This is a genomic window from Exiguobacterium sp. s157 (assembly GCF_018618205.1).
In the GTDB taxonomy this organism is placed as follows: domain Bacteria; phylum Bacillota; class Bacilli; order Exiguobacteriales; family Exiguobacteriaceae; genus Exiguobacterium; species Exiguobacterium chiriqhucha.
In genome coordinates, this window is sequence record NZ_JACSLQ010000001.1 from 603,946 (window position 1) to 629,587 (window position 25,642).

27 protein-coding genes and 2 pseudogenes are annotated in these 25,642 nt (G+C 53.2%); 20 read left to right on the forward strand and 9 right to left on the reverse strand.

From position 1 onward, the window contains the following. Nucleotides 1–120 precede the first annotated feature (120 nt). The 5 genes from KNP67_RS03150 to KNP67_RS03170 all read left to right on the forward strand — a co-directional run bounded on the left by KNP67_RS03150 (nucleotide 121) and on the right by KNP67_RS03170 (nucleotide 4,769). Nucleotides 121–1,473: a sodium-dependent transporter gene (locus KNP67_RS03150; RefSeq protein WP_214755863.1), complete on the forward strand. Its 1,353-nt coding sequence runs from the start codon at nucleotides 121–123 to the stop codon at nucleotides 1,471–1,473. 181 nt (nucleotides 1,474–1,654) lie between these two features. Continuing rightward, a complete protein-coding gene (locus KNP67_RS03155; protein WP_021067251.1) occupies nucleotides 1,655–2,371 on the forward strand; it encodes a 5-bromo-4-chloroindolyl phosphate hydrolysis family protein in 717 nt (238 codons plus the stop codon). Continuing rightward, entirely contained in the window at nucleotides 2,355–3,584 is a 1,230-nt protein-coding gene (locus KNP67_RS03160; RefSeq protein WP_021067252.1) for a toxic anion resistance protein, read from the forward strand. Before KNP67_RS03155 ends, KNP67_RS03160 begins: the two co-directional genes overlap by 17 nt. A 52-nt stretch (nucleotides 3,585–3,636) precedes the next feature. Further along, complete coding sequence (locus tag KNP67_RS03165) at nucleotides 3,637–4,212, forward strand: deoxycytidylate deaminase (RefSeq protein WP_029595628.1); 576 nt, start codon at nucleotides 3,637–3,639, stop codon at nucleotides 4,210–4,212. Nucleotides 4,213–4,412: 200 nt separating this feature from the next. Continuing rightward, nucleotides 4,413–4,769, forward strand: a complete 357-nt coding sequence (locus KNP67_RS03170; RefSeq protein ID WP_021067254.1) for a hypothetical protein — start codon at nucleotides 4,413–4,415, stop codon at nucleotides 4,767–4,769. A gap of 162 nt (nucleotides 4,770–4,931) precedes the next feature. Here KNP67_RS03170 and hisJ read toward each other — a convergent pair whose 3' ends face one another. After that, nucleotides 4,932–5,744 carry a histidinol-phosphatase HisJ gene (hisJ, locus tag KNP67_RS03175; protein WP_214755865.1) on the reverse strand — a complete coding sequence of 271 codons (813 nt, stop codon included), beginning with the start codon at nucleotides 5,742–5,744 and terminating at the stop codon, nucleotides 4,932–4,934. A gap of 109 nt (nucleotides 5,745–5,853) precedes the next feature. On the opposite strand from hisJ, the gene KNP67_RS03180 reads away from it, so the two are divergent. The 10 genes and pseudogenes from KNP67_RS03180 (at nucleotide 5,854) to KNP67_RS03230 (ending at nucleotide 14,463) form a co-directional block, all read left to right on the forward strand. Beyond that, nucleotides 5,854–6,777: an ATP phosphoribosyltransferase regulatory subunit gene (locus KNP67_RS03180; RefSeq protein ID WP_214755869.1), complete on the forward strand. Its 924-nt coding sequence runs from the start codon at nucleotides 5,854–5,856 to the stop codon at nucleotides 6,775–6,777. Further along, nucleotides 6,774–7,382, forward strand: coding sequence for an ATP phosphoribosyltransferase (hisG, locus tag KNP67_RS03185; RefSeq protein ID WP_214755870.1), 609 nt, complete (start codon nucleotides 6,774–6,776; stop codon nucleotides 7,380–7,382). Before KNP67_RS03180 ends, hisG begins: the two co-directional genes overlap by 4 nt. After that, complete coding sequence (gene hisD / locus KNP67_RS03190; protein ID WP_214755871.1) at nucleotides 7,379–8,596, forward strand: histidinol dehydrogenase; 1,218 nt, start codon at nucleotides 7,379–7,381, stop codon at nucleotides 8,594–8,596. Before hisG ends, hisD begins: the two co-directional genes overlap by 4 nt. After that, nucleotides 8,593–9,606 carry a pyridoxal phosphate-dependent aminotransferase gene (locus KNP67_RS03195; RefSeq protein ID WP_214755872.1) on the forward strand — a complete coding sequence of 338 codons (1,014 nt, stop codon included), beginning with the start codon at nucleotides 8,593–8,595 and terminating at the stop codon, nucleotides 9,604–9,606. The genes hisD and KNP67_RS03195 overlap by 4 nt, the downstream gene beginning before the upstream one ends. After that, complete coding sequence (hisB, locus tag KNP67_RS03200; protein ID WP_214755873.1) at nucleotides 9,593–10,180, forward strand: imidazoleglycerol-phosphate dehydratase HisB; 588 nt, start codon at nucleotides 9,593–9,595, stop codon at nucleotides 10,178–10,180. The genes KNP67_RS03195 and hisB overlap by 14 nt, the downstream gene beginning before the upstream one ends. Next, complete coding sequence (gene hisH, locus KNP67_RS03205) at nucleotides 10,177–10,764, forward strand: imidazole glycerol phosphate synthase subunit HisH (protein WP_021067261.1); 588 nt, start codon at nucleotides 10,177–10,179, stop codon at nucleotides 10,762–10,764. Before hisB ends, hisH begins: the two co-directional genes overlap by 4 nt. Next, nucleotides 10,742–11,455: a 1-(5-phosphoribosyl)-5-[(5-phosphoribosylamino)methylideneamino]imidazole-4-carboxamide isomerase gene (gene hisA, locus KNP67_RS03210; protein ID WP_021067262.1), complete on the forward strand. Its 714-nt coding sequence runs from the start codon at nucleotides 10,742–10,744 to the stop codon at nucleotides 11,453–11,455. Before hisH ends, hisA begins: the two co-directional genes overlap by 23 nt. Next, nucleotides 11,448–12,215, forward strand: a complete 768-nt coding sequence (hisF, locus tag KNP67_RS03215) for an imidazole glycerol phosphate synthase subunit HisF (RefSeq protein ID WP_021067263.1) — start codon at nucleotides 11,448–11,450, stop codon at nucleotides 12,213–12,215. Before hisA ends, hisF begins: the two co-directional genes overlap by 8 nt. Beyond that, a pseudogene (gene hisIE / locus KNP67_RS15640) lies at nucleotides 12,164–12,801 on the forward strand (bifunctional phosphoribosyl-AMP cyclohydrolase/phosphoribosyl-ATP diphosphatase HisIE). Before hisF ends, hisIE begins: the two are co-directional and overlap by 52 nt. A gap of 91 nt (nucleotides 12,802–12,892) precedes the next feature. Then, nucleotides 12,893–14,463 (forward strand): IS3 family transposase gene (locus KNP67_RS03230; protein WP_131471677.1). Its coding sequence is split into 2 segments (ribosomal slippage): nucleotides 12,893–13,532 and nucleotides 13,532–14,463, totalling 1,572 coding nucleotides; the frame shifts between segments, so codons are not numbered across the junction. A 68-nt stretch (nucleotides 14,464–14,531) separates the two neighbouring features. Here KNP67_RS03230 and KNP67_RS03235 read toward each other — a convergent pair. Continuing rightward, complete coding sequence (locus tag KNP67_RS03235) at nucleotides 14,532–15,455, reverse strand: DUF7916 family protein (RefSeq protein WP_058763459.1); 924 nt, start codon at nucleotides 15,453–15,455, stop codon at nucleotides 14,532–14,534. A 90-nt stretch (nucleotides 15,456–15,545) separates the two neighbouring features. On the opposite strand from KNP67_RS03235, the gene KNP67_RS03240 reads away from it, so the two are divergent. Then, a complete protein-coding gene (locus tag KNP67_RS03240) occupies nucleotides 15,546–16,100 on the forward strand; it encodes a maltose acetyltransferase domain-containing protein (protein WP_021067267.1) in 555 nt (184 codons plus the stop codon). Between the two features lie 39 nt (nucleotides 16,101–16,139). Here KNP67_RS03240 and KNP67_RS03245 read toward each other — a convergent pair whose 3' ends face one another. The 7 genes and pseudogenes from KNP67_RS03245 to KNP67_RS03275 form a co-directional block, all read right to left on the reverse strand. Further along, entirely contained in the window at nucleotides 16,140–17,144 is a 1,005-nt protein-coding gene (locus KNP67_RS03245) for a pyridoxal phosphate-dependent aminotransferase (protein WP_214755874.1), read from the reverse strand. Then, entirely contained in the window at nucleotides 17,141–17,899 is a 759-nt protein-coding gene (locus KNP67_RS03250) for a transporter substrate-binding domain-containing protein (RefSeq protein ID WP_021067270.1), read from the reverse strand. Before KNP67_RS03250 ends, KNP67_RS03245 begins: the two co-directional genes overlap by 4 nt. 226 nt (nucleotides 17,900–18,125) lie before the next feature. After that, nucleotides 18,126–18,251, reverse strand: a pseudogene (locus KNP67_RS15350) (P-loop nucleotide/nucleoside kinase family protein); the annotation flags it as partial. A gap of 9 nt (nucleotides 18,252–18,260) precedes the next feature. After that, a complete protein-coding gene (locus tag KNP67_RS03260; protein ID WP_029595617.1) occupies nucleotides 18,261–18,983 on the reverse strand; it encodes a nucleotidyltransferase domain-containing protein in 723 nt (240 codons plus the stop codon). Further along, complete coding sequence (locus KNP67_RS03265; RefSeq protein WP_029595616.1) at nucleotides 18,980–19,501, reverse strand: DNA topology modulation protein; 522 nt, start codon at nucleotides 19,499–19,501, stop codon at nucleotides 18,980–18,982. Before KNP67_RS03265 ends, KNP67_RS03260 begins: the two co-directional genes overlap by 4 nt. 13 nt (nucleotides 19,502–19,514) lie before the next feature. Beyond that, nucleotides 19,515–19,961: a GNAT family N-acetyltransferase gene (locus KNP67_RS03270; protein ID WP_051627733.1), complete on the reverse strand. Its 447-nt coding sequence runs from the start codon at nucleotides 19,959–19,961 to the stop codon at nucleotides 19,515–19,517. Nucleotides 19,962–19,977: 16 nt separating this feature from the next. After that, nucleotides 19,978–20,478 carry a hypothetical protein gene (locus KNP67_RS03275; protein ID WP_029595614.1) on the reverse strand — a complete coding sequence of 167 codons (501 nt, stop codon included), beginning with the start codon at nucleotides 20,476–20,478 and terminating at the stop codon, nucleotides 19,978–19,980. Nucleotides 20,479–20,619: 141 nt separating this feature from the next. Between KNP67_RS03275 and KNP67_RS03280 the strand changes: the two genes are divergently transcribed. The 4 genes from KNP67_RS03280 (at nucleotide 20,620) to mutS (ending at nucleotide 25,640) form a co-directional block, all read left to right on the forward strand. Further along, nucleotides 20,620–22,083: a phytoene desaturase family protein gene (locus KNP67_RS03280; RefSeq protein WP_214755875.1), complete on the forward strand. Its 1,464-nt coding sequence runs from the start codon at nucleotides 20,620–20,622 to the stop codon at nucleotides 22,081–22,083. 15 nt (nucleotides 22,084–22,098) lie between these two features. Then, nucleotides 22,099–22,527, forward strand: coding sequence for a GNAT family N-acetyltransferase (locus KNP67_RS03285; RefSeq protein WP_029595612.1), 429 nt, complete (start codon nucleotides 22,099–22,101; stop codon nucleotides 22,525–22,527). 101 nt (nucleotides 22,528–22,628) lie between these two features. Beyond that, the gene (locus KNP67_RS03290; RefSeq protein WP_021067281.1) at nucleotides 22,629–23,060 is read left to right on the forward strand and encodes a YlbF/YmcA family competence regulator; all 432 of its coding nucleotides are present in this window, start codon (nucleotides 22,629–22,631) and stop codon (nucleotides 23,058–23,060) included. A gap of 54 nt (nucleotides 23,061–23,114) precedes the next feature. Then, nucleotides 23,115–25,640: a DNA mismatch repair protein MutS gene (mutS, locus tag KNP67_RS03295; RefSeq protein ID WP_214755876.1), complete on the forward strand. Its 2,526-nt coding sequence runs from the start codon at nucleotides 23,115–23,117 to the stop codon at nucleotides 25,638–25,640. The last annotated feature ends 2 nt before the right edge of the window (nucleotides 25,641–25,642 follow it).

Consider the following 25,642-nt stretch of genomic DNA (forward strand, 5'->3'; position numbering starts at 1 on the left):
TTGCTGACAGAGAAAAGAATTCAGACTTTTCTCTGTTTTTAGTTGTTCTCATTTCTGAACCGTGTTAGTATTTCACTATTATTATGAAAAAAGATATGAAAACAGGAAGTAGGGATGGTAATGGCGCAAAATTCGTTCGCCTCAAAAATTGGATTCATCTTAGCGGCCGCAGGGTCTGCGATTGGTCTCGGTGCAATCTGGAAATTTCCGTATGTCACCGGCACAAGTGGAGGCGGCGCCTTTTTGCTCATGTTTTTAGCGTTCACGCTCTTACTCGGGTTACCGTTATTGATTGGTGAATTCATCGTCGGACGCTCGACACAAAAGACGGCACTGCTCGCTTTCAAAAAATTAGGACACCGTCGTTGGACACTCGTCGGCTACCTTGGCGTCATCGCATGTTTCTTATTGCTCTCATTCTACAGTGTCATCGGTGGTTGGGTTTTAATCTATGTCGGTCTCGGATTGAGCGGGACATTGAACGGACGTTCGCCTGACGAGTTCGGTGCCGTGTTCGGAGATGTCGTTTCGTCACCAGGCATCGCCGTGTTCGGTCAGTTCTTGTTCTTATTGATTACGCTCTTGATTGTCTTAAAAGGTGTCGAGGCTGGCATCGAGCGCATGAGCAAGATTTTAATGCCGCTCTTGTTCGTCAGTTTCATCGTGCTCGTCATCCGTTCGTTGACGCTTGACGGAGCGATGGAAGGGGTTCGCTTCTTCTTGCAACCTGACTTCTCTGCCTTGACCGGTGAATCGGTCTTGTTCGCCCTCGGTCAAGCGTTCTTCTCGCTATCGCTCGGTGTCGCAGCCATGTTGACGTACGCGTCGTACATTCAGACGAAAGGCACGCTCAATCGTTCAGCGAACATGATTGTTCTCTTGAATATTGCCGTCTCGCTACTCGCAGGCCTCGCGATATTCCCGGCCGTCTTCGCTTCGGGTCTTGACCCGGCAGAGGGACCGGCGCTTCTCTTCGTTGTCTTGCCGGCCGTATTCAACCAAGTACCGCTTGGTGGATTCTTCATGGTGTTGTTCTTCCTCTTGTTCACGTTCGCTTCAATCACATCATCGATTGCGATGCTTGAAGTCGTCGTAGCAGGTGTGACGGACAAGTTGAACGAGAAGAAACAAACGATATCGAAGCGAAACGTCACCCTGTTGTCAGCGGCCATCGTCTTCGCAGTCGGGATTCCATCGGCACTCTCGTTCGGTGTCATGAGCGAGATGCAGTTCTTAGACGGTCGCACGTTCTTCGATTCGATGGATTACATCGTCAGCTACGTATTAATGCCGGTCGGTGCGCTCTTGACGTCGATTTTCGTCGGATATATCGTCGATCAACGCATTTTGAAAGAAGAGATTCAAACGTCAGACATCGGTGTGAAGTTGTACCCGATCTGGCACTTCTTGATCCGGTACGTCATTCCGGTGACGGTCGCCGTCGTCATGGTGACGACGTGGGTCAGATTATAACGGAAGCAACCTCCTGATTCGTCGAATCAGGAGGTTTTTTGTCCAGTCATCGGCCATACTTTTCGTTCTTGCGACCGAGAGAGCGCGCGGGAACGTTATGCTAAGCTTATAAAGATGACGAAACTTTTTTTGAAGGGTCACGTAAGGTACAATAGAAGTATCATGAGACGAGGTGAAACGGATGAAAACATGGATGAAATGGGCCCTGACCGGGGCAATCCTATATTTTGCCATAAGCGTTTTTGATTTCTCTTGGTTGTTTATCATCGTCGGGGCGCTCGTGTTGAACGAGGTGTGGTCGAACAGCAAACGCAGGAAGCGGGCACCGGCGCCTGTCGCCAAGCGGGCCAAAAAGAAACTGTTGCTCGACGAGGACGAACCGTTCGTCGGTTCACGCATCTTGAAACCGCTCGAAGAAGCGGCGCCGGTGCGCCAATTTGAAGCGACAGATGATTTAGAGCTTCAATTTTTACAGCGGACGATTGAACAAGGCTATGAGAAGTTACAACAGATTGACCGCGTCTTGCCTGAGATTAAAGACATCGAGGTGCGGCGTGAGATGAAGGCGGTCTCGAAAGAAGCACACGAACTGTTCGCTGAGCTGTTCGAGAACCCTCAAGATGCCAAACATGTCCGTGACTTGTTCACGTTCTATTTGGACTCGCTCGTGTCGGTCGTATTGAAATTCAAAGAACTAGAAGGAAAACGAGTCGTCATTCAAGAAGAGACACGTGAACAGTTGATGACCAATATGCGGCTCATCGTCGACAAGTTCAAACAACAGCGCAGTCGTCTCCTCGAAGATGACGCGGTCGATTTTGAACGAGAGTTGATTATGATGGAGAGAGTATTGGCCGATCAACCAGAAGGGAGAAAAAAGCATGACTTCATCGAATGAAACGAACTGGCAGTCATGGCCAGAAGAAGAACTTACTTCCCAAACGAAAACGAAGACAGAAACCGATGCGATTTCGGACCCGTCCGTGGACTGGTCAGCGATGACCGAGAAACATGAGGTGCCGGCCATTCAAGTAAATGCCGACGTCCCACAAGCGCACCGGGAACGCATCACGCGCATCGCAGAGTCGATTGATATTAAAAAGACGGATTCCGTCATGCTGTTCGGTTCGAACGTACAACGTGAACTGTCGCAATTCTCGGACCAAATCTTGACTGAGGTCCGGATGAAAGATGGCGGTGACGCCGGCAAGCTATTGTCCGATTTGATGCAGAATGTGCGCAAGATGGACCCGGACATGCTGCAGCCGGAGAAGAAGAGCTTCATGGACAATCTGCCGCTCATCGGCCGGGCCAAAAAGAAAGCCGAGAACTATAAGTTACAGTTTGAAAAGATGAGTGTCTATTTAGAAGAGGTCATCCATAATCTAGACCGGGCCAAGTTCGGTTTGATGAAGGATATCACGATGCTCGATCAAATGTACGACAAAAACAAACGCTACTTCGAAGAACTAAACGTCTATATCGCCGCTGGGGAGACGAAGCTTGATCACGTACGGAGCTATGAGATTGCCCCGCTTCGTCAAGAAGTCGAGATGTCGAAAGACCAGGTCAAACTGCAACAGTTGAACGACATGATTCAACTCGCAGACCGGTTCGAGAAGAAGTTGCACGACTTGAAACTGAGCCGGACGATCAGCCTGCAGATGGCCCCGCAAATCCGGGTGATCCAGCAGAACAACCAGATTCTAGCCGAGAAAATCGAGTCGGCGGTTGTCAATACGATTCCACTTTGGAAAAACCAAGTCGTGCTCGCGCTCAGCTTGACGCGGCAAAAGACGGCGCTCCGGATGCAGCAAGACGTCACAAAGACGACGAATACGTTGCTCGAGCAGAACTCGAAGATGTTGAAAGACTCTTCAATCGAGATTGCCACGGAGAACGAGAAAGGCATCGTCTCGGTCGAGTCGCTTAAAGTGGCGCACGAGAACTTGCTCTCGACGCTCGATGAGACGCTCCGGATTCAACAAGAGGGACGTCAGAAGCGTCGTGAGGCGGAACGTGAACTCGATCGGATGGAGCACGAGTTGAAAGAAAAAGTCATCGAGATTGCTTCGAAAAACAAAGAGTTGCCAAAAGAGACTGGATATTGAACGGGGAAAGTCTGAGCATTCAGACTTTCCTTTTCTTCGAGGAGGATCAACAATGGATAAACAACACCTATGGGACGAGACGTGGTTACAGTTTGCCGATATGATGGCGGTACGTCATTCGAAGTGTGCTTCTAAAAGTGTCGCTTGCGTCATCGTCAAAGATGAGAAGCCGATTTCGATTGGCCTGAACGGCACGCCGCCGGGGCATACGAACTGCAATGAAATCTTCTTAAAGCGGGATGATGGATTTTATAAGCGCGCTGAATACGTATCCGCGAATGCGGTCGACTTGCTCGAGACGCCGGTCTCGTTCATTCATGACGGTGTGACTTATATCAAATGCTCTGACCCGTACGATCATCACAATTGGTCGAAACAACATGAGATTCATGCTGAAATCAACGCGATCGGAAAGCTCGCCGCCGATTCGACGAACGCTTTCGGGGCGACGGCTTATGTGACCCATTCGCCGTGCCACGCCTGCTCGCTCGCCTTGATTGCCTCCCGCGTCGCTCGTGTCGTCTATGCGGTCGGTTATGAACATGGCGACGGTCTCGATTTAATGCGCGAGAGCGGAATTGACGTGGTACATATGCCACTTGAAAAAAGTTTTAAAAACACATTGTAAACGTTTACATTCGGTGTTATATTATTAATGTACTGCCAATGGTGTTTTACTCTTCCATTATTTGTCTCTCCTCGGAGGGACCTTTTTTTATGTTCACAACTAGGTGAGACAAAAATTCCACAAAATGTTCAACATTTCACAAACTTTTAGTGTGTTCCTCTCTTATAATGAAAGTAGATTAACGAGAGGGGAAATGTTACATGGAAAAACAAGTTCGTTTCACTGATGGTGCCTATGATGTGGAAGCGTTGATCACACTCGAAGAGGTGTGGGAAGATAAGTTCGCGATTGGAACGCATAAAGAGTTGGCGGTCAAAGCACTTAAAATCAATGGAAACGATATCTCAGAAATGAAGCACGTCCGCGCGCTGCTCCGTTACTACCCGACGCTCGGTGTATCAGGTATCTTGCTCGCGCTCGATGATGCGGCAGCCGAAATCGTTCGTATGTCGGGTGACAAGGATCCAGCACTTCAATTCGTCGAACTCGTGGCGTTACAGATGGATGAGGCGGCTACGAATGAATTAAAAGATTTATACGCTGAAATGGCGGTCTAAATAGCAAAGGATGACAATTCCGTCATCCTTTTTTCATTTTTAGGTTGCATTGCCGATTCAGTATGGTATTATTGTCAATAGATGAAGAAATGGAACGCCATATCGTTATCGACAACCGAAAATGGGGATCTAGATAGCTAGATCGCTGTGAAAAAGCCACGTTCATAGGAACGTGGCTTTTTTTTGTATTGTTTCGAACCCAGCGCCCACGTCTTTGGCGATATGGGCGTCCGAACCGAGTACGAACGGGATTCCAAGTCTGGCCGCCTCAGATGCGACGTCGATGGCATACGGCTGTCCGCATTCAGGCTTGCGCAGTCCGGCCGTATTGAGGTCGAGACCGAAACCGCGAGCGGCCATCGTCTGGAGCAGGCGCGACTGTTCGGCCAGGACGTTTGAGCGGTCCCATACATACTTGGTCTGATATTTGATTGGTAAATCGATATGTCCGATGCGGTCCACTTTCAGGCGTTCCCAAGGGAATACGAGGCCGGCAGCGAGCGCCGAATAGTATTGTTTCATCACAGCCTCGAACGAACCGACACGTTCGACGAGGATATGAAACGTCTCGAGCGAGAAGTCGACAGGCAGGAGCTCACCGTCGACGAGTAGAAAGTGTTGAGACAAAATCGTTTCATCTAATACGTCGGCAAAGGGTTCGAGCAACGCCAACGTCTCAGCCTCATAGCCGGGCAAGTAGTCGATCTCTAAGCCGAGGCGAAGATCGAGTTCGGGATACTTCCGTTTTAACGACTGCACGGCCTCGATATAATCCGGAAGCAACTCAAACGCCATCGCCGAGTCTTTGTCTGGCGTCGGATCTTGAAACCGGGCCGGGAGCGGAGCGTGTTCGGTGAACGTGAGCGTCTTGATACCACGAGCTAATGCCTGCTCGACGTACGCCTGGAGCGGGTCTGTCGAGCCATGTGGGCAAAATGGGGTGTGAAGGTGACCATCACGGGTAAAGTCAATCATCAAGCGACATTCCTTTCGAGTTCGCCGGTTGACAGCACCGGCTTGGTTTGATAAATTTAACACACTACTTTAGTTTGGTAAAGTGATAATAAGATAAAGGGTGATATCGATGATTTGGTTCAATACAAAAGGATCCATCCCGGAAGGATGGCACGAATTGCAAGGGGATGACGTTCTGCGTCCGAAGCAGTGGATGTTATCATTTCTCGAACGAGCCGAATCGAACGGCTACAGCGTGATCGAACCGCCACTCGTAGAATATTATTCGCACTATCAAGACTTGGCCTTGTTCGATGAGTCGGCCTATTATCGTCTGTTCGGAAATGACGGAGAGTTGCTCGTCATGCGTCCAGACTATACGTTACAAATCGCACGGAAACTCGCGGACGGTCATGAGCCGATGCGTGTTGCATATGCCGGTGCCGTCTACCGGCGTACCCCGAAGCATTCGGGACAGCCGCATGAACGTCAACAGCTCGGTCTCGAATGGATTGACGGGGACGCTCCTGATATGGAGTTGATTGCCTCGTTCCTCAGTATGACCGAGCGTGTCCTGCCACAAGACGGACTCCGGATTCAAGTCGGATCAGCAGCCTTGGTCGCCGCCGTGGCCGACGAAGCCGGTATCCCTGAGCGGACGCTCCGCCAATATTTGGCGCTTCGCAATTTGGAGTCACTCCGGGAACTCGCCGATACGTATCAATACCCGTTAATCGCGAAATTACCGTTCTTGATTGGCGACTCGGCACTTGGTGAGTTACGTGAAGTCGCCGAGCCGGGCTTGACGGCAGCAATCGATGAAGTCGAGCGGGCGGTCGAACATTTACGGTCCATCGGTTTGAACGTATCGTACGACTTCGGACAGACCGGTGATTTTGATTATTATTCAGGATTGACGGTGACAGGCAGCATCGACGGACGACGCGTCCTATCGGGTGGTCGATATGATTCATTATACGGACATTTCGGCCAATCTCGTCGGGCGTTCGGACTGTCCCTTGATTTAGAACAGTTAGGTGAGGTGATTTTATGAAAGTAGCCATCGCAAAAGGACGCATTGAAAAAGCGGCCCGAGACTATTTCGAACAAGTCGGACTTACCGTTTGGCCTGAAAAGCGTGGCCGCGAACTGACGGTCGAAGTCGACGGGCATGAGTTCATCTTCGTCAAAGGGGATGACGTCTACAAATACGTCATGCACGGCGCGGCTGATGTCGGCGTCGTCGGCGGAGACATCTTGCGAGAGAAGACGCCTGGCGTGCTGGAAGTCGTCGACTTGCCGTTCGGCCGTTGCCGCATGGCGGTCTGCGGACCGAAAGAACGGAAGAATGGAACAAAAAAATTGAAAGTCGCGAGCAAATATCCGAATATCGCCATCTCTCACTTCGCCTCGAAACGACAGAACGTCGAAGTGATTGCGTTGAACGGATCGGTCGAACTTGCACCGCTTACAGGACTCGCCGATTGCATCGTCGATATCGTAGAGACGGGGGCGACGCTTCGCGCGAATGACCTTGAAGAATACGAGACGATTTTCACAGTGAACGCCAAGTTCATCACGAGTGAGGCGGCTCTCGCCAACGATCCTGATGAATTGAAGGCGTGGATTCGTCGCTTGAGCAAGGAGGATGCCCGATGAGTACAGAAACGAACCGGGCCCGGCGGGAAAGCTGGGCAGAAGCGGTCAAACCGATCCTCGAGGCCGTAGAGTCGAACGGGGACGAGGCGCTCCTCGCGTTCACGAAAAAATTTGACGGCGTCGACAAAATCGAAACGGTCGATTTGACGACGTTTACGCCACCTGACGCATACGCCGAACTGACCGAGGCGTTGACGCTCGCGGCTGAACGTATTCGCACGTTCCATGAACGCCAGCTACGTCAAGACGACGTGTATGAAGACGGGATGTTCCGGCTTGGACGTCGTTTCATGCCGCTCGACTCGGTCGGCGTGTACGTGCCGGGCGGGACGGCCGTCTATCCGTCGAGTGTGTTGATGAACATCATTCCGGCAAAAGTGGCCGGTGTGAAACGTGTCGTCATGGTGACGCCACCGAAACAAGACGGCATCGATTTGTCGTTATTGATTGCGGCAAAAATCGCCGGGGCGGATGAATGTTATCTCGTCGGTGGGGCGCAGGCCGTGGCCGCCTTGGCATTCGGTACCGAGACGATTCAACCGGTCGATAAAATCGTTGGGCCTGGGAATGCCTATGTCGCGACAGCAAAATCGCTCGTCTCCCACATCGTCGGCATCGATTCGGTCGCTGGACCGTCCGAGGTGCTCATCATCGCCGATGAGACGGCCAACCCAAAATGGGTCGCCGCCGATTTGCTCGCCCAAGCCGAACACGATGTCGAAGCGACGGCACTTGCGCTCGTCACGACTGGCGAATTGGCCGAAGCGATTCGACAAGAATTAGAACGACAATTGGCTGAATTACCGCGGCGTGACATTGCGATAGAGGCGATGAAGCGCGGAGGTGTCCTCGTGAAGACGAAGGCTGAGGCGATTCGTTATGCGAACGAGATGGCGGCTGAACACGTCCAACTCGCCGTCGCCGACCCGGAAGATTACATGCAAGCCATCCGTCACGGCGGATCGTTCTTCCTCGGTCATGAAGCGGCGGAGGCGTTTGGGGATTACATCGCTGGACCGAACCACGTCCTGCCGACAAGCGGGACGGCCCGTTTCTCGAGCGGCCTCTCGGTCGATGATTTTTACCGACGCCAGACGTTCCTGCAAATGACAGAACTCGATGAGCGCATCACGCGTGCCGCGATTCGAATCGCGCAACAAGAACAACTTGACGGCCACGCCCGGGCGATGGCGGTCCGATTGGAGGACGTATGAGACTGAACTATGAGACGATTCCACGCTACGTCCCGCATGCGGTCAAAGGGCACGCGTTGAATCAAAACGAAAGCCAATATGTCTTCCCAGAGCGCTTGAAGACGGCTATCCGAGAGCTTCCGCTCGACTTGAGCCACTATCCGGTCAACGAGTTGACGGCGCTTAAACAAAGCTATGCGGCGTATGCCGGTGTGAGCCCGCAGCAACTCATGGTCGGCAGTGGCAGTGACGAATTGCTCGCGATTCTCTGTCAGGCCATTCTCGATGCCGACGACGTCGTCGCCGCACCGATTCCAGACTTTTCGATGTATGGCATTTACACGCATATCGCCCGTGGGAATTTCGTGCAGCCGGATGCGGACGGATTGTCGTTCGAGGCGATCATGCAAACGATTGAGGCGGAACGGCCGAAACTTGTCCTCATATCGAACCCGAACAATCCGACCGGGAAGATGTGGTCGCTCGATGATCTCGAGACGATTGCCAGCGAAGTCCCGTATTTGGTCGTCGACGAAGCGTATATCGATTTCACGATGGAAGATTCATTCAAAGACCGCCTAGCGGACCACGCGAACGTCATCATTCTCCGGACGTTATCGAAAGCGTTCGGACTCGCGAATCTGCGCATCGGCTTCATGATCGCCGATGAGCGCTTAATCGAGAAGATTGATCGGTTCCGCTCTCCGTTCAATGTGAGTGGGCTGAGTGCGGCCGTGGCGACGGTCGTGTTGAACGACTCCGCTTATATCGATGAGTCAATCAGTTTCCATCAAACGCAGCGACAAAAGCTTGAGACGTTGCTCGCACCGATTGGGAACGTCTTACCGAGCCGTGCAAATTTCCTATACGTCGAGACACCGGACAGCGAAGCTTGGGCAGCCCGCTTCCTTGAAAAAGATGTACATGTTCGCGCGTTCGCAGACGGGATTCGTGTCAGTGCCGGAACGGACGAGGCGTACCACTTGCTTCAACAAACGATAGAAGAGGTGACTTCACTTGAGAACAGCTGAGACGAAACGAGATACAAAAGAGACGAACATCGAGCTCAAGCTTGATTTGAACGGGACGGGACAAAGTGACGTGAAGACAGGCGTCGGCTTCTTTGATCATATGCTGACACTGTTCGCGTTCCACAGCCAAATCGATTTGACGGTCCATGTCGAAGGGGATACGTGGGTCGACGCTCACCATACGGTCGAAGACGTCGGGATCGCCCTCGGGCAGATGATCAATCAAGCGCTCGGCGACAAAATCGGTATTCGCCGCTACGGCACGAGTTATTTGCCGATGGATGAGACGCTCGCGCGTGCCGTCGTCGACGTGTCCGGCCGTCCGTTCCTCGTCTACCGGGCCGAAGTCAAAAATCCGAAACTCGGGGACTTTGATACCGAGCTCGCCGAAGAGTTTTTCCGGGCCGTGGCAATGAACGCCCGCTTGACACTTCATCTTGAGGTGCTCTACGGGTCGAACTCGCACCATATGATTGAAGGACTGTTCAAAGCGTTCGGTCGCGCCCTCGCTGAAGCGATCGGGCAAGATGGATCGAATCGACTGCCTTCGACGAAAGGACTGATTGAAGGATGAAGGTCGCGGTCATCGATTATGGAATGGGCAACGTATTCAATGTCGAACGGGCGCTCCAAGCCATCGGCTGTTACGTCACCATCACGAACGATCCTGTCGACATCGAGGCAGCTGACGCCATCTTGCTTCCGGGCGTCGGCGCATTCCCGCAGGCGATGCAATCGCTGAACGAGACGGGACTGATTCCGCTGTTGAAACGGTCGGCACAAGAAAAACCGTTCCTTGGCATTTGTCTTGGTATGCAGCTCTTATTCGAGTCGAGCACGGAAGGGGTGCCGACGGAAGGGCTCGGTTTGATTGAAGGGCGCGTCGAGCGGATGCGGGCGAAACGTCTGCCACACGTCGGATGGAACTCGATTTTGCGAGACGAGGACGTCTATTTCGTTCACTCGTATCACGTCGTGACCGACCCGACCCATGTGATCGCTTCTGCCGATTATATGGGGGAAGACGTGCCAGCCATCGTGCAAAAAGGGCTCGTCACGGGGATGCAGTTCCACCCGGAGAAGAGCGGCGCGTTTGGACTCAGTTTATTGAAAGAATGGAAGGAGGCGGTCGAACGTGAGATTACTACCGGCCATTGATTTGATTGACGGAAAAATCGTCCGCTTGACAGAAGGCGATTTCAATACAGAAGAACAGTACGGAGACCCGTATGAGAAATTGAAGGAGTGGCAAGGGCGCGTCCCGATGCTTCACTTGATTGATCTCGAAGGGGCGAAAGCCGGTGAACCGAGACATCTCGATGTCGTCCGCTTTGCCAAAACGTGCGGTTTCTTCGTTCAGACCGGCGGGGGCATCCGTTCCGAGGAAGCGCTCGACGCGGTCATGGCGACCGGTGCGGACCGTGTCTTGCTCGGGACAAAAGCGTTCACAGACCCGGATTTCTTGGACCGGGCGCTCGCGAAGTACGGGGATCGTGTCGCCGTCGCCCTCGATGCCTATGATGGTATCGTCGCCGTCAACGGCTGGCAAGAAGCGACCGACTTAAAAGATATCGATGCCGCTAAAGGGCTCGTTGACCGTGGTGTCAAAACGATTCTCTATACGGACATCGGGTCGGACGGGAAGTTGAACGGACCGAATCTCGAGCGGATGAAGGCGCTGCGTGAGGCTGTTTCAGTCACGCTCATCGCTTCGGGTGGTGTGACGACCGAGGCTGATGTCGAAGCACTTCAAGCGGCCGGTATCGACGAAGCGGTCGTCGGGAAGGCACTACTCTCCGGACAAGTCAGCCTCGATGACTTGATCGAGTGGGAGGCGCGCCATGCTTAAACGTCGCATTATTCCGTGTCTTGATGTGAAAGACGGTCGTGTCGTCAAAGGAATCGAGTTCGTGGCACTCCGGGATATCGGCGACCCGGTCGAGATTGCTAAGTATTATGACGCATCCGGTGCGGATGAGCTCGTGTTTCTAGATATCACTGCGAGTACGGAACGCCGCCAGACGATGCTTGACGTCGTCAGTGCCGTCGCCCGGAAAGTGTTCATTCCGCTCACGGTTGGTGGCGGTATTCGGTCGCTTGAGGATATTTCCTCGCTCTTAAAAGCCGGGGCCGATAAAGTGTCGCTCAACACGCTCGCCGTCGAATCACCCGATTTGATTAAACGAGCGGCCGAGCGGTTCGGGTCACAATGTATCGTCATCGCCATCGACGTCAAGTTCGAAGACGACGATTACTTCGTCTATACGTATGGCGGGAAGAACCGGACCGAGTTGCGGGCCGTCGATTGGGCAAAGCAAGTGGCTGCACTTGGGGCGGGTGAACTGCTCGTCACGTCGATGAATCAGGACGGAAAGCAGAGTGGCTACGATTTGCGAATCCTTGATTTGCTCCGGGACGCCGTCGATATCCCGATTATCGCCTCTGGCGGTGCCGGGAACGCGAATCATGTCGTCGACGCGCTCGAGAAGGTCGATGCGGCGCTACTCGCCTCGATTTTGCATGACCGGAAAACGACAGTGGAAGAGGTGAAACACGTATGCAGCGAGCACAACTTGCCGATGCGGTTCGTTACGACGCAAACGGATTGATTCCAGCCATCATCGTGTCGACAGAGGACGACGCCGTCCTCATGTTAGGCTACATGAACGAGGAGGCGATTCAGAAGACGCTCGAGACGAACACGGTCACGTTCTGGTCACGTTCGAAAGGGCGACTCTGGATGAAAGGGGAGTCGAGCGGAAATACGCTCGAGCTCGAAAGCATCCACGTCGATTGTGATCAAGACGCACTCTTGGTCCGGGTCCGTGCCAATGGGCCGACGTGTCATACGGGAAATCGAAGCTGCTTTTTCACGGAGGTGGAAGGATGATTCACGAATTAGAGAAGTTGATTCAAGAACGACAGGCGTCACCGAAAGAAGGGTCGTATACGTCTTATCTATTCGACCAAGGTGTCGACAAGATTGCCAAGAAGTTTGGGGAAGAGTCGTTCGAGGTCGTCATCGCGGCGCTGAACGATGAAGATTTGGTCGAAGAGTCGGCTGATCTCTTGTACCACTTGCTCGTCTTGCTCGCCGCCAAAGGCGTGTCATTACAAGACGTCGAGGCGCTCCTCGCCAAACGGCACGGGACGACGACTCCGGCGAAACCGCGCCGAGACGTCACCGACTGGTAACACAAAAAGGAACGAAGCCATTATGATATGCTCCCCAATAGGTAGACAGATGAAATAACAAATCTGTTTATCTGATTGGGGAGTGTTTTTTATGGCGAGAAGTCGGCATTCAATCGAACAAAAACTGAGTGCACTACGGATGATGGAAGAAGAAACATATACGTGGAAGGAAATCGAGGAGGCCCATGACGTCTCTGAGCATACCCTCCGGGTGTGGAAAGTGAAATTCGAGACCGGCGGAATCGACGCCTTGAAGGAGTCGAGGACATGGAAACTGTACACAAAGGAACAGAAAATAGCGGCCGTACGTGACTATCTCGATGGGGTCACCATGGTGGAAGTCCTCTCCAGACATCAAATCAGTAGTCGTTCGGTTCTATATCGGTGGATCAAGAAGTATACTAGTCATAGCGAGTTAACAGATTCGAGAAAAGGGAGGGATCGAGCTATGACAAAAGGGAGAAAGACCACATTCGAGGAACGCATGGAGATCGTCAGGTATTGCCTGGACAATGGACGGAACTATCAACGGACGGCCGAGATATTCGCCGCGTCGTACCACCAGGTCTACGGCTGGACGAAAAAATATGACGCCGACGGCGTGCACGGGCTCGAGGACCGCCGCGGACGGACGAAGCAAGAAGAGGAACTGACCAACGAAGAGAAGCTCGAACGTCGCATCCAACAGATCGAGCGGGAGAACGAGCGCCTGCGGGCCGAGAACCTGTTCCTAAAAAAGTTAGAGGAGATCGAGAGGAGAGGTTGATCAGCCAAATCCGGCTACAATTGCGTTACATGGCGATCGAGGAAATGTCGACGACCGACACGTTCCCGGTCGTGCTCCTGTGCGAGATCGCGCAGGTCTCACGGGCCGCCTACTATAAATGGTTGAAGCGTACCGTCTCGGTACGCGAGGAGGAGAACCTAAGCCTACTAGAGGACATCCGCCTCCTCTACGACCAGGTGAACGGGACCTACGGCTATCGACGGATCACCATGACGGTCAACCGGAGACGACGCCAGCATGGCCTGCCGGCATACAACGAGAAGCGTATCTATCGTCTCATGCGCATCCATGAGATCCGTTCGGTCATCCGCCAGAAGCGAAAACGGCACAAGAAGTCGTCACCGCAGCATGTGGCCGAGAACCTGATGAACCGAGAATTCAGCGCGTCCCGACCGGACGAGAAGTGGTGCACCGACGTCACCGAGTTCAAATATGGCGCCGGAAGGAAGGCATATCTGAGCGCGATCATCGACCTTTATGACGGCTCGATCATCGCCTATCGCATCGGGAAATCCAACAACAACGCGCTCGTCTTCCAGACGATGATCCCAGCCATCGCGGGGCTCCGTTCAGGAGCGAGTCCGATGATCCATAGCGACCGGGGGTTCCAATATACCTCGAGAGGGTTCAAACGCATGGTGGAAGACGCGGGGCTGACCCACAGCATGTCCCGGGTCGGACGTTGTCTCGACAACGCCCCGATCGAGGGTTTTTGGGGTACCTTGAAAGTCGAGATGTACTACCTGCGTGAGTTCCAGGCCTACAGCGAACTTACATCAGCCATCGAGACCTACATCTCGTTCTACAACCATGATCGTTTCCAGAAACGACTAAACGGCTTGAGCCCTGTAGAATACAGGTCTCAAGCCGCATAGTCCGGTTTTCATTATTTGCCCTGTCTACTTGACGGGGAGCAGTTCATTATCGGCTTCGTTCCTTTTGATTAGCGGTTGACCGAGGCAGCCATGCGGATATACGTATGGCGCCGTCCTCGAATGGCAATCGATAACGCCTGGATATTCTCCGGTGTGGCGATTCCGGACAAGCCGGCGTCGCCGATATGGAAGATGTCCGTCCCACCCCGCTTCGAGGACAAGGCGATGTCACGGATTGTCGCTTCATCGGACCCTTCCTGTGACGTACCGATGGCGGCGACGACGAGTTTATCCAACGCCTGAATCTCGCGCGTGACTTCATAGAATTCGTCTTCGCGGACGCCTGGGACCGTCCCAGGCGCAGGAATCAAGATGATGTCGGCCCCGGCCTCAGCGAAGCGGACATAGGCCTCTTGGTCGAGTACTCGGCCGACGCCGGCTTGATGCATCTTCCCGGCGATGATGACGCCAGCGAACTCTTGGCGGGCGTTGATGATGGCTTGCTCGATCGCCTCGTTCGTCACCCCGGTGTTCGGGTTGCCGGTCAAACAGATAAAATCGATACCGAGCTCGGACGCTCTCGCGAACGCCTCCCGTGTCGCGAGACGTCCTTGTTTCACGTCATACATGTCCTCTGACTTTTCGGAGAAGTCGACCGGTTCGAGGTTGACCCCGATCGGCAAACCGACGAGCCGCTTCAATTCCATAATCGGATTGTCAGACATCGTCTCACCCGGTACGTTCCCGAACAAGGCGTGGCTTTCGAGACCTTTTATGTACGGATGGAATACGTCGAGCATATTCAATAGAATCATATCGGCTCCGAACGCTCGAGCGAGTTCGGCGTTCGTCACTTCTGGATAGAGCGGCTGCACGGTCGGGATGACCTCGGCGAGTACGGTCCGCCCCTCGGCTTTCCGAATCGATCCAATCAAATCCGAGCGGTTGAACGTCAAGAAATCACTGGCTCTGCAATCAAGAATTCGTTTCATCTGTCTATTCCTCCTCTAGTTCGTCATGTTCCTATTCCCCGTTTGGTCAGAAATTCCTCTATACTAAAAAAAGAAAAGGGGGAGAAGCAGATGACAGAAAAAGAAAAGATGATTCGGGGCGACCTTTACATGGCAGGGGATGAGGAGCTCGTCGCCGACCGGCGTCAGGCCCGGCGTTTGACGGAACGATTCAATCGTTCCGGCATCGACGAAATCGACGACCGAAAAGCTGTGTTAGCGGAGCTATTCGGCTCGACCGGGAGTTCGTTTTATCTGGAGCCGACATTCAAATGCGACTACGGCTATAACATTCATCTCGGAGAACGGTTCTTCGCTAACTTTGACTGTGTGTTCCTCGACATCTGTCCGATCACATTCGGTGACGATTGCATGCTCGGTCCGGGTGTGCACGTCTATACGGCGACGCATCCGCTCGACCCGACTGAACGGATTTCAGGTCTTGAATACGGGAAGCCGGTCACGGTCGGACATCGGGTATGGATTGGCGGCGGTGCCATCTTGAATCCAGGGGTGACGGTCGGTGACGATGCTGTCATCGCCTCTGGCGCCATTGTGACGAAAGATGTGCCAGCTCGTGCCGTCGTCGGGGGTAATCCGGCAAAAGTCATCAAACTCATCCCATGACAACAACGCTCCGACTGGAAACAGTCGGAGCGTTGTTGATTAATTCGTCGTTTGGGTTGCGTAAATGCTGAGCGCCTCGTGTGCCAGGGCAAGGGCTTGTTGATTGCCGAGCGTGATGCGAATCCCGTTCGGTTGTTTCGATGTGTGAACCCCATGCGCGGCGAGGTGGGCCCAAACGGCCTCCGGCTCATCGAGCGTGACGTAAATGAAGTTTGCCTCGGCGGGATGGACGTGGCCGATGGTGGCGAACAAGTCGGTCCACTGTCCGCGCATGTCGGCGTGCCAAGAGATGGCCTCGTCGAGATACGTAGCATCTTGTAAAAACACATTGGCGATTTTCGCGCTGACCCCGCTAATGTTGAACGGTGGGACGAACTGACGGAAATAAGCGGTGAGTTCAGGCGTCGTGACCATGAAACCGAGGCGGACGTTGGCTAAGCCAAACGCCTTCGATAACGTCCGCAGTACAATCACGTTCGTGAATGAATCAAGGTGGGCCACCATGCTCGAGTTCGGCGAAAAGTCGATATACGCCTCGTCGACGATTAAATATGGGACGAGTCCTGCGAGTTCGGCCAATTCGGCGACGCTCCACAATTTACCGGTCGGATTGTTTGGATTCGACAACAGCAACAGCTTCGGTTCGTGTTGCGTAATCGCCTGGACGAGTGCGTCATAAGAAAGGTCATCGGCTTGCACGTGCCGGCCATGGGCGATTGTCGTGAAAATTGGATAGAGTGCGAAATCCGGACTCGGTGACAAGACGACGTCTTCCGGTGCCAACAGCGCCTGGGTGACGACATGAATCATCTCGTCACTCCCGCAACCGACGAGCAACTGATTCGGGTCAACACCGGCGTAGGCCGCATAACGGGTGAACAACTCGTCAATCGGTTGGACCGGATACTCATGCAAGTCTTGGAACGAGATTGTCGCAAGTTGGTCATACAACCGGGACGGCACCGGGAACTGGCTCTCGTTTTGATTCAAACGGTACCCTTCTGGATAGGTGATTGGATAAATCGGTAGGGAGACTGGTCTCATTCCGTCGGCTCCATCGAGAACCATTTCTTGGCGAGTTTGTCGATTTCACCTGAGTCGATCATCTTGTTCAACTCCTCGTTGAACTGATCGCGAAGGTCATCCTCCAATTTAAAGGCGGCTGCAGAACCTTTCTCGCCATCTTCTTTCAAGGCGAACGTGTACAGTCCGGCATCTTGATCCAAGTATTTTTGGGCGACCGTGTCCTCGATGACCATCGCGTCAATCCGACCCGTATTCAACTCTTGAACGATTTCTGGAATCTTGTTCAATGAGACGAGCTCTGCATCCGGAGCTTGGTCTTTGGCGATGTTCTCTTGAATCGATGCCGTTTGGACGCCGATTTTCTTGCCGGCGAGCGCTTCAATCGACTCGAGTGACTCATCTTTCGTCATGACTAAGTTCGTCGCCGACAAATAGATGTCCGAGAAGGCGGCATTTTCTTTCCGCTCTTCGGTCGGCGTCATACCGGCCATGACGAAGTCGACACGTCCGGCGTTCAACGCGCCGAGCAGGCTGCCGAAGTCCATGTCTTCAATTTTGAGCTCGTAGCCGAGGCGTTCCGTGACCGTCTCTGCGATTTCGATGTCGAATCCGACGATTTCATCACCATTTGCCGTATCGACAAACTCATACGGGAAGTAATCGGCGCTCGTCCCCATGACGAGTGTCTTTTTTTCTTCGCCCGTCGTCTCTTGGCTACATCCTGCTAATAATGCACTTGCCACTAATCCCCCTGTAATGACCCACTTTTTCATGTATGAATTCCTCCTTCAAGATATGAGACTAAGTGTATATGTATGATTATTAATTGTAAAGCATAAAAATACAAATACGATTAAAAAAATACATCCAGGAAAAAGTCACAGGATGCATCAGGTGGTCAATCAATCGCTTGGAGATAGCGATGACTTCGGATAAATACGCTTCGAACGGGCGATTCATATCGATTGTAAGCGTATGCATAAGTGGGTGTTGTGAAGTCGATTCGAGCAGTGCCGTCTTCGGGACATCGTAATCGACGATGACCGCATCCAGTCGTCGAGCGATTTCCCGAGACAGCGTCGATTTGCCGGACCCAGGGAAACCGGACATTTGAAGAAAGAACATGGGATACCCTCACGTTTCGTTTGATTTCCCGCGGCTGAATCCGGCGAACAACCGGCCGCCGAACGGGGTGAGCGTCTCATCGACGTAACGGATGAGCGCGTCGGGTTCGTTCGTTTGATAATACGCCTCAAGGGCAGTGACGAGTTCTCGGGCTGCTTGCGCATCGTAGCGGTCGAGAGCGCGGTACGTCCATTTGGAAGATCCCGTCCATTGTCGATTCGTGCGCAGGATGAACTCGCAGACCAACGTGGCGAGAGTGCCCGCGATGAATAACCCTTCTGCCCGAGTGGTGCATCCAATCAAATCCTCGAGTGCATCGGTCAGGAAGTATCGCTTCATCTCAATCGTCTCGTCCGACCAAGCCTCGGGCCCGCTGTCGAGCAAGGCTCTCGCTTCACGCTTGATGTCTTCGACGATATTTGTGTCCTTCAAGATGATGCCTTCGGTGACCATTCTCGGTAACGATGGAATGGCGCGCCGGCAATCCTGTTCGAAGAACGTCCGATACGACGTCAAGTTATGGGCGAACAGCTCGATGGGCCATCCGGACTCGATGAACGACTCCCGAAAAGACGAGACGAGGGTGTCGTCGAAGATGATGATGTCTAAATCCGACGTTGCGGTCGCCTCACCACGGACGACGCTCCCGGCGAGCAGTGCGGCCCGACAGTGGGGGAAACGCGTTGTGACGAACGTCTTCGCTGCTACAATTGGTTCAAGTTTAGGAATCATAGGTGTTGCTCCGTACCGACGCGCGTTATAAAGTCACGAACCTCTGTCCGTGAATGCAATATGATGACTTGTTTGTTATCAGGAAGGGCTTGCAATCGGTTGATCACAGTCGGGCGTTGCGATTTCGGATAATCCCACACCCATTTCAAGAACTTCGGGTCAAACCGTTCCTCACAACCTGGTCCCATGTCCGGACGTGTCTTGCCACGATAGGAAAGCATGCGCTTCAAGACGCGATACGTACAAATGATCCTCGGCAAGTCGAGAAATACAATCGTGTCGGCAGCATGAAGGCGCAAGTCGAGCGTGCCCCCATAATTGCCGTCGATGATCCATGAATCGCGTCCAATCAATGCGGACTGCGTTCTAATTTGTTCTTGCCGTGTGGCGGGTGACCAATTTGGTTTCCATAGTAAGGCGTCTAAGTGATGGACGTCGATGCCGAGTTGAGTTCCCAACACGCGGGCGAGCGTCGATTTGCCCGAACCTCCTGAGCCGATGAGAAGTATTTTTTGCATCGAATACCACCTTTCAAATGTCAATCTTCATAAATTTACTGACGTCTGTGAAACCGAGTTGTTCATATAGTTGCATCGCCGTTTGATTGTGAGCATACACATTCAGGCGCACATCGGTATAGCCCATCTGTTTGAACGTGGCAAGCGCCTCTCGCATCAATAGTTTGGCATAGCCGTGACCGCGAAACGCGGGCTTGATATACAGGTCGTTCACCCAACCGACCTCTGCACCCGTCAAATAGTCGAACGCTTTATCGATTTGCGTCCAGCCGATGAGCGTCTCACCATCGACGAGACAGAGGAAATAGGCACCAAATTTCGCAGAGTGTTCGTACGCTTCAACCATCTTTTCCCGGTTATCAGCCGAGACGTGATTGGTTGCTTCTTCGCGGTTGACGCCTGCAAGACTATAAATTTCGGTCAGTTGTGATTCGGTTGCTCGTTGAAACGTGAGATTCATATCGATTCCGCCTTTGTTAGGAGTCTGTGGATTCAAGGATACGCCATTTTTCAATGACACCGTCCTCTTCGTATAGGACGCGTACTTCCATCTGGTTCAGTACGAGCCGTTGCTCGCTGGCGAAGAGCACAATCGGATAACCGATTGACAGCGGTTCGTCCGCTTCAAAGACGGGGCTGTGCGCTTGCATGGCATAATAGCCGTCCGAGCGCGTGTTGGCCGCCCCAGCATCGACTTGAATCACCGTATCGAACCCTTGGAGTCGTAACACGTAACTATAAGTCGTGCGCGCCCCGCGTTCGAGCCGCCACTCCTCGATAATTGCCTCGCGGCCATCGTTCACTTCCTCGAGTAACACTTTTTGTGCCGTGTACTCGCGTTCATACGGAATCATCTCCTGAATGTTGACAGCCGTCATGGTGGCGACTTTTTGTGATTCTTCGGATGGAGGTGTGATCAAAATACCGATAAAAATCAAGATTGGAATGAGCAGATAAATGATGACCCGACTTCGCATATGGTTTCACCTGTCCTTTATCGATTTTTTCGCCATCTACCGGCAGAACCCTGCCTGACCGGTGAAATATGTCTAAGGAACACGTTGAAATGTCTCGGATTTCAGGAAGCCATGTATGATGAAGGCGGGAGGGGATTCAATATGCGAATCGGGATTATCGGTGGAGGAGTTGCCGGATTGACGACGGGTGCGCTGGCGAGCCGAATCGGCCATGACGTGACCGTATACGAGTCGTCACGAGAATGGGGTGGTTGTGCCGGAAAATTCGAACGTGGGGACTATCGGTTCCCGGCCGGGGCGACGCTCGGGATGGGATTTGAACCGGGCGGCCTGCATGAGCGAGTCTTGTCCTACTTAGGTGAAACGATTGACGTTCGCCCGTTAACCGAGGTGATGCAGATTCATCTCGACGGACAGACTGTCCATTATCATCAAGACCGGGATCTGTTTTTAGCAGAACTTGAGTCGATATTTCCAGAGCTCGCTCCGCGAATTCGTGCTTTCTTGAATGAAGTGTGGACCGATTTCGAGACGATCCGTCCTTTGTTTGAGACGCTACCGGCGTTGCCGTTTCGGTCGATTCGTGACGCATCGGTTGCGATACGAGCGTTTCGACCGGCACAGCTCCGGTCGTTCCGGAAGCTGTATCGACCACTCGGTACAACGTTAAAACGGCATCGATTGAACGGGACCGCGTTCGAGCGGGTCATCGACGGGATTTTGCTCGATAGCTTGCAGACCGGTGCCCGCGAGGCGAGCCATTTGCTCGCGGCCGTCGCGCTATCCATTTACCATGAGGGAGCATATTACGTCGATGGGGGATTGTACACACTCGCCCACGCATTGGAGCGGTCGATTCGAAGAGACGATGGAAAAACGATCCTCGGACGACAAATCGTTAAAATCGAGCGGGTTGCTGAAGGCTGGTTGTTGACCGATCGCCGTGGTCGGTTCGACCTCGTCGATGTGGTCGTGTCGGCCATCCCGCTCGAGGCGACCGCTCAGTTGGTCACGGGACAAACGGCTCGACAGTTCCAGAGACAGTACGGCCGTCAACTAGAACGGTCGCAATGGGGAACGTTCAGTCTGTATATCACGTTACCGGAAGCGGCGTGCACGGGACGTCCGCTCTTCCAACAAGTATATAGTGATGATTTGCCGTCAGGTCACGCCTTCATTTCGATGTCGGATGCGGACGATACGCGCCGAACCGAACGGCCGGAACGAACATTGACCGTCTCGACCCATATCGATTTGTCGGAGTGGCAGGCTTGGAAAGACAAGGAGACGTATGAGAAACTAGAGACAGAATGGACCGAGCGCCTCGTCAAGGCAGTGCGACGGGCGTTCCCGAGTTGGACAGGCACATCGTCGTTGTTGCTTCCGGGCGGACCGGGGGCATGGGTGAAATATACGAAACGTCCGCACGGTGCGGTCGGTGGATATGCCCAAACACCGCAACAAGCGTTATTCCATGCGGCGAGCTATCGGACGAACCTTCCGAATTTTTACGTTTGCGGCGACACGGTGTTTCCAGGTGCCGGGACGATTGGGGCGATGACGAGCGGGCTCCACGTCGCCCGAGCGCTCGGTTCGAAGTTATGAGGGGGACAAGTTGAGATGCAGAAAAAACGGTTTGACGAATTGACGACGAGAGAGCTCTATGAGTTATTGGCGCTCCGCACCGAAATCTTTGTCGTGGAACAAGATTGCCCGTACCAAGAAGTCGATGGGAAAGATGTGACGGCGGTCCATTACTGGATTGAGGCAGACGGTCGCCCGATTGCGGCGTTACGTGTCCTCGAGGATGAATCGCCAATCGCCATCGGTCGTGTCGTCACAAAATCGACGCATCGGGGACAAGGCCATTCGCGGCGCTTGATGCAAGAAGCCGTGGCCGACTTTGGGGATCGCGATTTGTATTTGCAAGCGCAAACGTACGTGGAGCCGTTCTATGCAAGCTTTGGGTTCACACGAACGAGCGAGGAGTACTTAGAGGATGGGATTCCCCACGTCGATATGGTTCGGACGGCGACCGTCTCGAAGTGAATCGATGCGGTACCGTTTGCCATAAGTTCGTGGTAGAATGATGAGGAATACTTGCGTGCGTAAAGACGTGCGTTCAATCATAGAGAGCAAAGGGGTTTACGATGGTGACTGATCAAACTGTGATTCAAAAAGCGAGAGAATTAGCCGACTTATTGGCGAGCACGCCGGAAGTGGCCCGCTTCAAAGAAGCGGAAACGAAAGTGAACGAAAGTGAGCGCGTTCAAACGTTGATTAAGCGTATCAAATACTTACAAAAAGAAGCCGTCAACTGCAAGCACTACGGGAAGACGGAAGCACTCGCCAAAGTCGAGCTAAAAATCGACAAGGCGATGGACGAACTCGATTCGATTCCGGTCGTTCAGGCGTTCCAAGAGACGCAAGTCGAAGTGAACGATTTGCTTCAATACGTGACGGTCACACTCGCCAACTCGGTGACAGATCGCATTATCGAATCGACGGACGGTGACGTTCTCGCCGGTAAAACAGGAAGCGGCATGGCAGCGGAGAAATCACGCGGCGGCTGCGGATACTAACAAACAGACAGCTGGCCTTTGGTCAGCTGTTCTAATTTCTAGAGGTGAACACGAATGGAAACGATACATCAAACCCCGATGATGAAACAATACTTTTCAATCAAGGCCGATTATCCAGACGCCTTTCTCTTCTACCGGCTCGGTGACTTTTACGAGCTGTTTTTTGAAGATGCTCAAATCGTCGCCAAAGAACTCGAATTGACATTGACTGCGAAAAACGGAAAAAACGCCGAGCACCCGATTCCGATGTGCGGGGTCCCGCATCATTCCGCTGCGATCTATATCGAGCAACTCATTGAAAAAGGGTTCAACGTGGCGATTTGTGAGCAGATGGAAGATCCAAAAGCGACGAAAGGACTTGTCAAACGTGAAGTCATTCAAGTCATCACGCCGGGTACATATATGGCCGCGCTCGGTGAGAAAGAGAACCGGTATTTACTATCGGTCGTGAACGTCGCAGGCCGTTTTGGAATCGCCCGCGGCGATGTGACGACAGGTGAATCTTGGTTGACGACTTTACCGTCGCGTGAGGCCGTCCTACGCGAAGTCGAAGGATTGGTCCCGAGCGAAATCATCGTTGATGACTCCGAATTGGCAGACCATCTCTCATCACTTGGCATTCCGCTGTCGGTGCAAACAGAGCGATTGGCGAGCTCATTGTCGAGCGGCGCCCGCGACGAGGCGCAAGTAAGTGCGTTCGAACTCCTTTTCGCCTACTTGACGCGGACGCAAAAACGCGCCCTCGATCACCTGCAGCCGGCTGTCGCCTATGAGGTTGAGGCCCATATGCAACTCGATGCGAACACGGCCCGCAACTTGGAGCTGTTCCGTTCGGCCCGGTCCGGGGAACGGAAAGGATCACTTCTCGCCCTGCTCGATGAGACGACGACAGCGATGGGGGGACGACTATTGAAACGTTGGCTCGAACAGCCACTCTATACGGAACAGGCGATTCGTGAACGCCAAGATGCCGTCGAAAATTTAGTCGATGATTTCATGCTCCGCGATCAATTACGGGAGCAATTACGTCACGTCTACGATATCGAACGGCTCGTCGCGAAAGTCGGTTACGGGACGGCCAACGCACGTGACCTTGTCCAGTTGCGGAACACGCTTGAACGCATTCCAGCGGTACGAGAGTTGCTCGCGAATGTCACGGCAACGCGATTGCATCACATCGATGCGACGCTCGACACCTTCGACGCGCTATCGGAACGACTTCAGGCAGCGCTCGTAGAGACACCACCCATCTCAATTAAAGAAGGTGGCATGATTCGTTCAGGCTATTCGGCCGAACTCGATGAACTGCTCGAGGCGAAAGCGAACGGGAAGACGTGGATTGCCAATCTCGAGCAACAAGAGCGGCTCGCGACCGGCATCAAGTCGCTGAAAATCGGCTATAACCGTGTCTTTGGCTATTATTTGGAAGTGACGAAAGCGAATGCGCGCTTGCTCGAAGAGGGGCGGTATGAACGGAAACAGACGCTTACGAACGCCGAACGCTATGTCACGCCTGAGTTAAAAGAAAAAGAAGCGCTCATCCTCGGTGCCGAGGAGAAGAGCTGTACGCTTGAATATGACTTGTTCGTCACGTTACGTGAAGAAGTCAAACAAGAGACGAAACCACTTCAACAACTGGCCCGCTCGTTAAGTGAACTCGACGTCCTGCTCGCGCTCGCCATTGTCGCCGAAAAACGGGACTATGTCCGGCCGACGACGTCGAAGCACGTCCAAATCGATCGTGGACGCCATCCGGTCATCGAAACGGTATTGCCTCGTGGTGAATACGTCGCTAACGACTTGACGCTCGATGACACGCGGCGCATGCTCTTGATCACCGGACCGAACATGTCCGGTAAATCGACGTATATGCGTCAGTTCGCACTGATTGCCATCCTGCATCAAATCGGTTCATTCGTGCCGGCCGAAGCGGCCGAACTTCCTTTGTTCGATCGCATCTTTACCCGCATCGGGGCAGCCGACGATTTGGTGAGCGGACAGTCGACGTTCATGGTCGAAATGACGGAGACACGTCAGGCGGTGACGGAAGCAACAGCAGATAGTCTCATCCTTCTCGATGAGATTGGACGAGGAACCTCGACGTATGACGGTATGGCGCTCGCACAGGCCATCGTCGAATATATCGCGGCCACCATCGGCGCGAAAACATTGTTTTCGACCCATTACCACGAGTTGACCGTGCTCGAAGACACAATTCCAGCCCTTGAGAACGTGCACGTCCGTGCCATTGAACGGGACGGACGTGTCGTCTTCCTGCATGAAGTTCATCCGGGACGGGCCGACAAATCGTACGGGATTCACGTCGCCGAACTCGCTGATTTGCCGCCTGATTTGATTGAACGGGCGCGAACGATTTTGTCTGAGCTCGAGACAGAACCGAAACCGGCACGGGCAGCTGTAGAACAGCCGGCTCCGGCTGAACCTGTGGCCCAACTGTCACTATTTGAGGCGGAAGACGACATCAAACGACAACTGCTCGACCTGGATTTGCTGGCGATGAACCCGATTGAGGCGATGCAGGCGCTCTATGCGCTCCAACAATCCGCGAAGAAGGGGTGAGT

Bases quoted from the DNA above. Each gene is read 5' to 3' on its own strand.
- KNP67_RS03195 (WP_214755872.1), top strand. From the start codon at position 8,593: ATGAGACTGAACTATGAGACGATTCCACGCTACGTCCCGCATGCGGTC.
- KNP67_RS03170 (WP_021067254.1), top strand. From the start codon at position 4,413: ATGGAAAAACAAGTTCGTTTCACTGATGGTGCCTATGATGTGGAAGCG.
- hisG (WP_214755870.1), top strand. From the start codon at position 6,774: ATGAAAGTAGCCATCGCAAAAGGACGCATTGAAAAAGCGGCCCGAGAC.
- KNP67_RS03250 (WP_021067270.1), bottom strand. From the start codon at position 17,899: ATGAAAAAGTGGGTCATTACAGGGGGATTAGTGGCAAGTGCATTATTA.
- KNP67_RS03260 (WP_029595617.1), bottom strand. From the start codon at position 18,983: ATGATTCCTAAACTTGAACCAATTGTAGCAGCGAAGACGTTCGTCACA.
- KNP67_RS03150 (WP_214755863.1), top strand. From the start codon at position 121: ATGGCGCAAAATTCGTTCGCCTCAAAAATTGGATTCATCTTAGCGGCC.
- KNP67_RS03270 (WP_051627733.1), bottom strand. From the start codon at position 19,961: ATGAATCTCACGTTTCAACGAGCAACCGAATCACAACTGACCGAAATT.
- KNP67_RS03280 (WP_214755875.1), top strand. From the start codon at position 20,620: ATGCGAATCGGGATTATCGGTGGAGGAGTTGCCGGATTGACGACGGGT.
- KNP67_RS03165 (WP_029595628.1), top strand. From the start codon at position 3,637: ATGGATAAACAACACCTATGGGACGAGACGTGGTTACAGTTTGCCGAT.
- KNP67_RS03245 (WP_214755874.1), bottom strand. From the start codon at position 17,144: ATGAGACCAGTCTCCCTACCGATTTATCCAATCACCTATCCAGAAGGG.
- KNP67_RS03235 (WP_058763459.1), bottom strand. From the start codon at position 15,455: ATGAAACGAATTCTTGATTGCAGAGCCAGTGATTTCTTGACGTTCAAC.
- KNP67_RS03180 (WP_214755869.1), top strand. From the start codon at position 5,854: ATGATTTGGTTCAATACAAAAGGATCCATCCCGGAAGGATGGCACGAA.
- hisF (WP_021067263.1), top strand. From the start codon at position 11,448: ATGCTTAAACGTCGCATTATTCCGTGTCTTGATGTGAAAGACGGTCGT.
- KNP67_RS03275 (WP_029595614.1), bottom strand. From the start codon at position 20,478: ATGCGAAGTCGGGTCATCATTTATCTGCTCATTCCAATCTTGATTTTT.
- KNP67_RS03290 (WP_021067281.1), top strand. From the start codon at position 22,629: ATGGTGACTGATCAAACTGTGATTCAAAAAGCGAGAGAATTAGCCGAC.
- KNP67_RS03155 (WP_021067251.1), top strand. From the start codon at position 1,655: ATGAAAACATGGATGAAATGGGCCCTGACCGGGGCAATCCTATATTTT.
- hisH (WP_021067261.1), top strand. From the start codon at position 10,177: ATGAAGGTCGCGGTCATCGATTATGGAATGGGCAACGTATTCAATGTC.
- KNP67_RS03160 (WP_021067252.1), top strand. From the start codon at position 2,355: ATGACTTCATCGAATGAAACGAACTGGCAGTCATGGCCAGAAGAAGAA.
- KNP67_RS03285 (WP_029595612.1), top strand. From the start codon at position 22,099: ATGCAGAAAAAACGGTTTGACGAATTGACGACGAGAGAGCTCTATGAG.
- KNP67_RS03265 (WP_029595616.1), bottom strand. From the start codon at position 19,501: ATGCAAAAAATACTTCTCATCGGCTCAGGAGGTTCGGGCAAATCGACG.
- mutS (WP_214755876.1), top strand. From the start codon at position 23,115: ATGGAAACGATACATCAAACCCCGATGATGAAACAATACTTTTCAATC.
- hisJ (WP_214755865.1), bottom strand. From the start codon at position 5,744: ATGATTGACTTTACCCGTGATGGTCACCTTCACACCCCATTTTGCCCA.
- hisD (WP_214755871.1), top strand. From the start codon at position 7,379: ATGAGTACAGAAACGAACCGGGCCCGGCGGGAAAGCTGGGCAGAAGCG.
- KNP67_RS03240 (WP_021067267.1), top strand. From the start codon at position 15,546: ATGACAGAAAAAGAAAAGATGATTCGGGGCGACCTTTACATGGCAGGG.